9 protein-coding genes are annotated in these 8,010 nt (G+C 72.2%); 5 read left to right on the forward strand and 4 right to left on the reverse strand.

Going from position 1 to position 8,010, the window contains the following annotated elements; translation table 11 throughout:
* Nucleotides 1-56 precede the first annotated feature (56 nt).
* The gene (locus J7E94_RS17580) at nucleotides 57-308 is read right to left on the reverse strand and encodes a DUF6087 family protein (protein ID WP_215016406.1); all 252 of its coding nucleotides are present in this window, start codon (nucleotides 306-308) and stop codon (nucleotides 57-59) included.
* A gap of 13 nt (nucleotides 309-321) precedes the next feature.
* Complete coding sequence (locus tag J7E94_RS17585) at nucleotides 322-555, reverse strand: hypothetical protein (RefSeq protein ID WP_251056816.1); 234 nt, start codon at nucleotides 553-555, stop codon at nucleotides 322-324.
* Between the two features lie 98 nt (nucleotides 556-653).
* On the opposite strand from J7E94_RS17585, the gene J7E94_RS17590 reads away from it, so the two are divergent.
* Nucleotides 654-1,391: a GntR family transcriptional regulator gene (locus J7E94_RS17590; protein ID WP_215016407.1), complete on the forward strand. Its 738-nt coding sequence runs from the start codon at nucleotides 654-656 to the stop codon at nucleotides 1,389-1,391.
* Here J7E94_RS17590 and J7E94_RS17595 read toward each other — a convergent pair.
* Nucleotides 1,375-1,581, reverse strand: coding sequence for a hypothetical protein (locus J7E94_RS17595; RefSeq protein ID WP_215016408.1), 207 nt, complete (start codon nucleotides 1,579-1,581; stop codon nucleotides 1,375-1,377). The genes J7E94_RS17590 and J7E94_RS17595 overlap by 17 nt on opposite strands.
* Before the next feature lie 449 nt (nucleotides 1,582-2,030).
* Between J7E94_RS17595 and J7E94_RS17600 the strand changes: the two genes are divergently transcribed.
* The gene (locus tag J7E94_RS17600; RefSeq protein ID WP_215016409.1) at nucleotides 2,031-3,155 is read left to right on the forward strand and encodes a DUF5937 family protein; all 1,125 of its coding nucleotides are present in this window, start codon (nucleotides 2,031-2,033) and stop codon (nucleotides 3,153-3,155) included.
* 138 nt (nucleotides 3,156-3,293) lie between these two features.
* A complete protein-coding gene (locus J7E94_RS17605) occupies nucleotides 3,294-4,841 on the forward strand; it encodes a M28 family metallopeptidase (protein WP_215016410.1) in 1,548 nt (515 codons plus the stop codon).
* A gap of 100 nt (nucleotides 4,842-4,941) precedes the next feature.
* Here the strand turns inward: J7E94_RS17605 and J7E94_RS17610 are convergent, their stop codons facing one another.
* The gene (locus tag J7E94_RS17610; RefSeq protein ID WP_215016411.1) at nucleotides 4,942-5,928 is read right to left on the reverse strand and encodes an SAM-dependent methyltransferase; all 987 of its coding nucleotides are present in this window, start codon (nucleotides 5,926-5,928) and stop codon (nucleotides 4,942-4,944) included.
* Nucleotides 5,929-6,034: 106 nt separating this feature from the next.
* Between J7E94_RS17610 and J7E94_RS17615 the strand changes: the two genes are divergently transcribed.
* Nucleotides 6,035-7,237 (forward strand): sensor histidine kinase, encoded by a 1,203-nt coding sequence (locus J7E94_RS17615; RefSeq protein WP_215016412.1) that lies wholly within the window; start codon nucleotides 6,035-6,037, stop codon nucleotides 7,235-7,237.
* A gap of 17 nt (nucleotides 7,238-7,254) precedes the next feature.
* A complete protein-coding gene (locus J7E94_RS17620) occupies nucleotides 7,255-7,932 on the forward strand; it encodes a response regulator transcription factor (protein WP_215016414.1) in 678 nt (225 codons plus the stop codon).
* Nucleotides 7,933-8,010: the final 78 nt, after the last annotated feature.

The following is an 8,010-nucleotide window of genomic DNA, read 5'->3' on the forward strand; positions in this document are numbered from 1 at the left end:
ATTTGCCGGTCGGTCTAAGGAACTTTATGAGCCTCGGAGCCCGGGACTTCAGCCACTCACTTCTGCGCGGCAGCCAGGTCCGGGGCCGTTCCCGCCATCTCGTAGGCGAAGCCGTTCCACGTGAGGAGGGCACGGGCCTCGTCGGGCTGTACGTGGCTGCCGCCGCCGTGCAGCGGCCTGTGCTTGCGCCAGACGTCCATCGGCGGGCGGCGGCGCTTGTTGTACGTGGCGAGCGGGTCGTCGGGGTCCACGCGAGGGACAGCGCGCAAGGGCTGGTTCGGGGGGCCGGGTCGGCGGTGCTTGCCCATGCGCTCGATGGTCTCAGGCAGCGATCGTGGTCGGGCGGACAGCGGCGAGTTCCCGCGCCTTCGTGCGTACGTCCTCGACCGCAGCCGTCTCGTACGGGCGGGCGGCGTCCAGCAGGGTGTTGAGCCGGGAAGCTACGAGGGTGGAGTCGATGCGGGCGGCCGCGTCGATTGCCTGGTGCGCCGCAGCAGCAGCCCGCTCGACCTCGCCCTCGGCGAACAGCGCGGCGGCGAGCCCAACGCGGTCCATCACCTTCACCCACTTCGACTGACGGGTTGACGCGATCGGAAGGTTCAACTCGACCTGCTTAACTTGTCAGTCTCGACGACTGGTACAGGACGACCCAAATGCCTAGTGATTCAGCGTACTTGAAGGTAGCGGACGCACTTCGGGCCCGGATCCGGGCGGCGGAGTGGCCGGTCGGAGCCCGGCTGCCGTCGAGAGCGCGCTTCGCCGCCGAGTACGCGGTCGGGCAGAGCATCGCGCAGCGCGCGATGGAGCTCCTGATCATCGAGGGCTGGCTGGAGGGCCGCGCGGGATCGGGCACCTACGTGCGCGTGCCGCGGCAGCGGGTGCGGATCCCCCGCTCCCGGCTGCGCCGCCTCAGCGGCCCCGGCGGACGGAACAACGGCAGCGGCACCTGGGAGGCGCATTCCAGGGCCCGCACCCCCGCGCCGGAGCACATCGCGGCGCGGCTGGCCATCGGGGTGGGTGATCCGTGCGTGGTGACGACGTACGAGTTCCTGTCGGAGGGGCGCCCGGTGGAGATCTGCGAGTCCTGGGAGCCGATGGCGGTCACGGACGGCACGCCGGTCATCCTGCCGGAGGGCGGCCCGCTCAAGGGGGCGGGGGTGGTGGAGCGGATGCGGTCGATCGGGGTGACGGTCGTGTCGGCGACGGAGATCCCGCGGCCGGGGCGCGCGGACCAGCCGCAGGCCAATCTGCTCGGCATCAACGTCGGGGACCTGATCACCGAGATCGAGCGGACGCACTACGCGGCGGACGGGCGGCCGGTGGAGACCGCCGACATCGTGGTGGCCGACCGGCGGGCGGAGGTCGCCTACGAGATCACCTTCGGGCGGTGACCCACAGCCGGCTCAGGGCGGCCCACCAGGGGTGCCGGGCCGGGCGGCCGTCCAGAACGGCCCGGAACTGCTCGTAGGACCGGGCCGCGCGCAGGACGGCACGGTCGTCCCGCCCTGGCGGAGGGGGCATGGGGTCGCCGTGCTGGGACGCCCGGTAGGTGTCGATGAGGTACTGCTCGATGGCGGTCATGGCTCCACCCTGAACCCGCCGGAGCCGCCCCGCCCGTCGATTGACGCCCGCCGTCAATCGAGGCCCGCGGACGACCTCCGGGGAAGGCTCCGGACCAGACCCCGGGCGCCGGCGCCCGCAGCCGGGGGAGCGTTTCGGGGCAGACCCCGGCTGCGGAGCCCGCCGGGGAGGGCTCCCGGCCAGACCCCGGCCGCGGCGCCGGCAGCAGGGGAGGGCTCCCGGGCAGACCCCGGCCGCAGCGCCCGCAGCCAAGGGAGGGCTCCCGGGCAGCGCCCGGCAACGGCGCCGCAGCCGCCTGAGGGCACCGGGCAGACACGACTACGGTGCCCTCAGCGGGGGGAGGGTCCGGGTTGCCCCGGCCGCGGCGCCGCAGGCGGGCGCTCGGCCGTCCGCGCCGGGCGCGCGTACCCCTGCGGCCCGGCGGCGAGCCCACGGGCCAGAATGGGGCGATGAGCGTCACCATCGACATCGCCGGGCTCCCCGCCGAGCGGATCTCCTTCGCGCCCTCGCCGCTCGCAGAGCTCTGCATGGCCCTGCACGCGCTCTCCCAGCCCGCCCACCACCCCCGCCTCACCTCCTGGACCTCCGCCACCGCCGCCGCCCTCGATCCATGTCTCGCGGACCGGCTGCTGGAGGCCGACTTCATGTGGCGGAGCTCCTTCTCCGACATCTTCATGGCCTTCGCCGCCTCCCCCGGAGGCAGCGGCCGCCCCGCCGGCACCCTGGCCGAGGAGCTCGACGTACTCGACCGGATGGACGACGAGCAGTTCGTGATGGCCGCCCTGGAGCACTGCTGGCTGGCGCTCTACAACGAGGGCGGCGGGCCCTCGCCGCTCACGGACCCGGCGGCCCGGGCCAAGGCCCTGGAGACGGCCGCGGCACGCGGCCCCCGCCAGCTGGACTTCTCCGCCCGGCTGCTGGACGACCCCGCCGCCGTCCGGGTGTGGATGCGCCGCCTCCTGGAGGACTGCGACGAGGCCTTCTTCGCCGAGACCTGGAAGCGCATCGAGCCCGGGCAGAGCGCTGACGCCCGGCACAAGACCGAGGTGCTCCGCCGCAAGGGGCTGCCGGCCGCCCTGAAGGAGGTCTCGTCCGCGCTCAGCGTCGACGAGGGCCTCACCACCATCACCGCCGACAAGATGGTCAACGGTTCGACGACCGCCACCGACCCCCGCATAGGCACCGGCCTGGTCTTCGTACCGACCAACTTCGGCTGGCCCCACCTGCTCGTACTGCACGCCCCCGGCTGGCGGCCGGTGGTCCACTACCCGCTCGGCACCCCCGAACTGGCCTCCGCGCCCGGCTCGGTGGAGCTGCTCCAGCGGCGGATGGAGGCGCTGGCCCACCCCATGCGGATGATGCTGTGCCGGAGCCTGGCCCGCGCCCCGTACACGACGAGCGAACTGGCTGCCGTGTACGGGATCACCGCGCCGGAGGTGTCACGCCATCTGGCCGTTCTGAAAAAGGCCGGCCTGATGCATACGCGGCGCGAAGGCCGTTATGTGCAGCACCAGTTGGACCTGACGGCCGTCGCCCGCATCGGCTCGGACTTCATCGAGGGCATCCTCCGCTGAGCGGCACGTGCGACACGTAGTCGCCGATATGCGGAATTCACACACCGGAATCAGTTAAAACTCTGGCCAGAGTGCCTCCTTGCTGCTTACCGTGCGTCCACCGCTCCTCCCTGCTCCATTGCCGTGGAAGGACTCTGCATGCCCTCACGCCGTATAGCCGCCGCAACCGCCGCCCTGGCGGCAGCGGCCCTCGTCTCCCCGCTGCTGCTCGCCGGGCCGGCCGGTGCCACCAGCCCGCAGAGCGACGCCGCCCGAGGTGACGCGCTGGCCAGGAAGCTGGTCAAGGACGCGACCGGCAAGGGTGCGTACAACCACCTGAAGGTCTTCCAGTCCATCGCGGACTACAACAAGGGCACGCGCGTGGCGGGATCCAAGGGCCACGTGCAGTCCGCCCAGTACGTCGAAGCCGTGATGCGGGCCGCCGGCTACAAGGTGACGAAGAACGAGTTCGACTTCGTGTACGTCGAGACGGTCTCCGAGAAGCTCACGGTGAACGGCCCGGCCGGGCGCGACGTCCCGATCCACCTGATGACCTACACCGCGAGCACCCCGGCGGAAGGAGTGACCGCCCAGGTCGCCGTCGCCCCGGTCGACGCGGACGGGACGAACGGCTGCGAGCCGGGTGACTTCGCCTCCGGCACCTTCACCGGCAAGATCGCCCTGGTCAAGCGAGGCGGTTGCACCTTCGCCGTCAAGCAGGCCAACGCGGCGGCTGCCGGAGCGGTCGGCGCGATCATCTACAACAACACGGCGGGCGCCCTCAACGGCACCCTGGGCGACGCGAACGCGGGCAAGGTCCCGACCGGCGGCATCACCCAGGAGGACGGCGAGAAGCTCGCCGCCGACGCCGCGGCCGGTCCGGTCGAGGTCACCCTGGACATCCGCCAGCTGCGCGAGAACCGCAAGACGTACAACGTCATCGCGGAGACCCGCGGCGGCGACGAGAACAACACCGTCTTCCTCGGCGCGCACCTCGACTCGGTGGCGGCGGGCCCGGGCATCAACGACAACGGCTCCGGCTCGGCGGGCATCCTCCAGGTCGCACAGCGGCTCGCGAGCAGCCAGACGAAGATCAAGAACAAGGTGAAGTTCGCCTGGTGGTCGGCGGAGGAGTACGGCCTGCTCGGCTCCGAGGCGTACGTGGCGGGCCTGAGCGACGCGCAGAAGAAGCAGATCAAGCTCTACCTGAACTTCGACATGATCGCCTCGCCGAACTCCGCGTACTTCGTCTACGACGGCGACGACTCGGACGGCGTCGGCGCGGGCCCCGGCCCGGAGGGCTCCGCCCAGCTGGAGAAGGGGATCACCGACTTCCTCGACTCCAAGATGATCCCGCACGCGGGCACGGACTTCTCCGGCCGCTCGGACTACGGCCCGTTCATCGGGGTCGGCATCCCCTCCGGGGGTACGTTCACGGGCGCCGAGGGCATCAAGACGCCACAGGAAGCCGCGACGTTCGGCGGCCAGGCGGGTGTCGCCTACGACGTGAACTACCACGCCAAGGGTGACGACATCACCAACATCGACCAGAAGGCGCTCGACATCAACGTCGACGTCATCGCGGACGCGGTCGGCCACTACGCCCACGACCTGGCCCCGCTGTCGAAGCCGGTCGTCTCGCAGCCGACCCCCGGCGGCGGGAGCGGCGGCGGCCTGCACGAGGGCCACGACGAGGTTGAGCAGTAGGAAGCAGCGAGCGGTGAGAGGGGCCGGAATCCCGATCGGAGTTCCGGCCCTTCCGCGTTTCGCCGGGTCCGCACGGGCCCTTCCGCCGCTCTACGGGGCGTCATACCGGCCCGCCGCCCGGCCAGGCGGCCGGAAGGCCGACCGGCTGGACCAGCCACCCGAAGGCGCCGAGCCCCTCCCGCGCGGTCAGTTCGGCCGCTTCGCCCGCCGAGGCGAGGGCGCGGACGTAGGCCGCCGGGTCCGTCGAGGCCAGCGCCAGCGGGGGGCGGGCGCCCGAGACGCCGAATCCGGTCAGCGCCTCGCGCTGCGTCAGCAGTACCGAGCCCGGCCCCGCGCAGGAGTCCAGTGCCACGTGCGCGGTGACATCGCAGCTGCCGTCCGGGACCGGCGGCACCTCCCGGCCCCCGCGAAAGCCCGTCAGGGTGCCGTACGGAGGCCGCGCCTCCCGGGTGTGGGCGTAGTCCACCGCCACCGCCAGCCCCCGCTCCAGGCTCGCCACGGCCGCCGCCCAGGCCTCGTCGCGCGCCCGGCCGATCTCGGCGCGGCCGCCGCCCGGCCACCACCGCTCCAGCCACGCCCGGTCCGGCCCGTCCACCGCGCCGCCGAGCGTCTCCGTACCGTCCGGCGCGACCAGCACGTAGCGCCCGTCCTCGGCGACGTCCAGCGGCACGTTGTCCAGCCACTCGTTGGCGAAGAGGAGCCCCGTCGTCCGTTCGGGTGGGGCGGCGACCCAGCGGATCCGCGGATCGAGCCCCTCCGGCCGCTCCGCCCGCTCCACGGCGTACGGACGCACCCGCGCGGCCACCTCCGCCGGCAGCGCCCCGAGCACCCCGGTCAGCAGCTCCCCCCGCCCGGCCCCGACATCGACCAGGTCCAGCCCCTCCGGGTGCCCGAGCTCCGCGTCCACCCACCGCAGGAGCCGGGCCACGGCCTCCGCGTACAGCCCGGAGGCGTGCACCGAGGTCCGGAAATGCCCGGCCGGCCCGGGGCCGCCCGGCCGCACGTAGAAGCCGCCGGGGCCGTACAGCGCGGCTTCCATCGCCCCGATCCACCGCACCGGAGTCACGCATTCACCCTGAGCACTCATCACCCCAAGGCTATGCTCGGCTCCACCTTGGGGAGTACGCCCCCCGTGCGAGGTTCGCACCTCTGGTTGACTCCAGCACCTATCTCCGTTCCCTACTCTGGGTTACGTGCAGCGCCTCTACGACTTCCTCCGCAGACACCCGACGGGCGTCGACAGCTTCTGGGCTGTCCTCCTCTTCGGGGTCTCGATGCTGGACGTCGTGGCCGAGAGCGCGCTCGACACCGCGCTGAAGCTCGCCGCCGTCCCCGTGGTGCTCGCGCTGAGCACGGCGGTGGCCCTGCGCCGCAAGTGGACGCAGGCGATGTTCTGGCTCAGCCTCGGAGCAGCCGTCTTCCAGCTGGGCACGGGGATCACCGCCGGGGTCTACGACGCCGCCATGTTCTTGATCCTCTTCACGGTCGCCGCGAGCGATGTCCCCCGCTGGGTCTCGCGCACCGCGCTGGGCTGGGGACTGGCCGCCGCGCCGCTCTACTTCCTGCGCTTCGGCGTGGACAAGGGCACCAACACCCTCGACAACATCCTCTTCACCCTCTTCATGATCATCCCCTTCGTCCTCGCCTGGGTGCTGGGCGACTCCCTGCGCACCCGCCGGGCCTACTACGCCCAGCTCATCGAGCGGAACCAGCGGCTGGAGAACCAGCGCGAGGCCCAGGCCAAGGTGGCCGTGGCCGCCGAGCGCGCCCGGATCGCCCGCGAGCTGCACGACGTCGTCGCGCACAACGTCTCGGTGATGGTGGTCCAGGCGGACGGCGCGGCGTACGTCATGGACGCGGCCCCCGAGCAGGCCAAGGAGGCCCTCCAGACCATCTCCGGCACCGGCCGCCAGGCCCTCGCCGAGATGCGCCGGCTGCTGGGCGTACTGCGCACCGGCGAGCCCCAGGAGTCCGAGGACTACGTACCGCAGCCGGACGTCGAACAGATCGAGGTCCTGGTCGAGCAGGTACGGGCGGCAGGGCTCGCGGTGGACTTCGAGGTCGAGGGCGCCCCGCGGCGCCTGCCCAGCGGCGTGGAGCTGACGGCGTACCGCATCGTGCAGGAGGCACTGACGAACACGCGCAAGCACGGCGGCCCGGACGCGAAGGCGAGCGTGCGGCTGGTCTACTTCGACGACGGCCTCGGCCTGCTCGTCGAGGACGACGGGCGGGGCGCGGCGCACGAACTGTACGAGGACGGCGGCGCCGACGGCGCCGGGCACGGGCTGATCGGCATGCGCGAGCGGATCGGCATGGTCGGCGGAACCCTGGACACCGGGCCCCGGCCGGGCGGCGGCTTCCGGATCAGCGCATTGCTTCCCTTGAAGAAGAGTTGAAGAGGACGAGGTAACGGATGTCCATCCGAGTCATGCTGGTCGACGATCAGATGCTGCTGCGCACCGGCTTCCGGATGGTGCTCGCCGCCCAGCCGGACATGGAGGTCGTCGCCGAGGCCGGCGACGGCCTGGAGGCGCTGGAGGTGCTGCGGGCCACCAAGGTGGACGTGGTGCTGATGGACGTGCGCATGCCGAAGCTGGACGGCGTCGAGGCCACGCGGCGGATCTGTGAGCCGGAGGAGCACCCGAAGGTCATCATCCTGACCACCTTCGACCTGGACGAGTACGCCTTCTCCGGGCTGAAGGCGGGCGCGAGCGGGTTCATGCTGAAGGACGTCCCGCCGGCCGAGCTGCTCGCGGCGATCCGGTCGGTGCACAGCGGCGACGCGGTCGTGGCGCCCTCGACCACGCGGCGGCTGCTGGACCGGTTCGCCCCGATGCTGCCGACGACCACGCAGGAGCCGCAGAACAAGGAGATCGAGCGGCTGACGGACCGCGAGCGCGAGGTCATGCTGCTGGTGGCCCAGGGGCTGTCGAACGGGGAGATCGCGGCCCGGCTGGTCCTCTCCGAGGCGACGGTGAAGACGCACGTCGGCCGCATCCTGACGAAGCTGAACCTGCGCGACCGCGTGCAGGTGGTGGTCCTGGCGTACGAGACGGGCCTGGTCCGGGCCGGGGGCGGCGGGACGGGCTGAAGCCGGGCCCGGCTGGTGCTGTGGCCGGAAGGGTGTGCCGGGGCGCGGCGTCCGGTGCGGTGCATCGCAAGGCGGAGG

Origin of the sequence: Streptomyces sp. ISL-94, assembly GCF_018614075.1 — a bacterium.
GTDB lineage: Bacteria > Actinomycetota > Actinomycetes > Streptomycetales > Streptomycetaceae > Streptomyces.

Bases quoted from the DNA above. Each gene is read 5' to 3' on its own strand.
- J7E94_RS17580 (WP_215016406.1), bottom strand. From the start codon at position 308: ATGGGCAAGCACCGCCGACCCGGCCCCCCGAACCAGCCCTTGCGCGCT.
- J7E94_RS17585 (WP_251056816.1), bottom strand. From the start codon at position 555: ATGGACCGCGTTGGGCTCGCCGCCGCGCTGTTCGCCGAGGGCGAGGTC.
- J7E94_RS17590 (WP_215016407.1), top strand. From the start codon at position 654: ATGCCTAGTGATTCAGCGTACTTGAAGGTAGCGGACGCACTTCGGGCC.
- J7E94_RS17595 (WP_215016408.1), bottom strand. From the start codon at position 1,581: ATGACCGCCATCGAGCAGTACCTCATCGACACCTACCGGGCGTCCCAG.
- J7E94_RS17600 (WP_215016409.1), top strand. From the start codon at position 2,031: ATGAGCGTCACCATCGACATCGCCGGGCTCCCCGCCGAGCGGATCTCC.
- J7E94_RS17605 (WP_215016410.1), top strand. From the start codon at position 3,294: ATGCCCTCACGCCGTATAGCCGCCGCAACCGCCGCCCTGGCGGCAGCG.
- J7E94_RS17610 (WP_215016411.1), bottom strand. From the start codon at position 5,928: ATGAGTGCTCAGGGTGAATGCGTGACTCCGGTGCGGTGGATCGGGGCG.
- J7E94_RS17620 (WP_215016414.1), top strand. From the start codon at position 7,255: ATGTCCATCCGAGTCATGCTGGTCGACGATCAGATGCTGCTGCGCACC.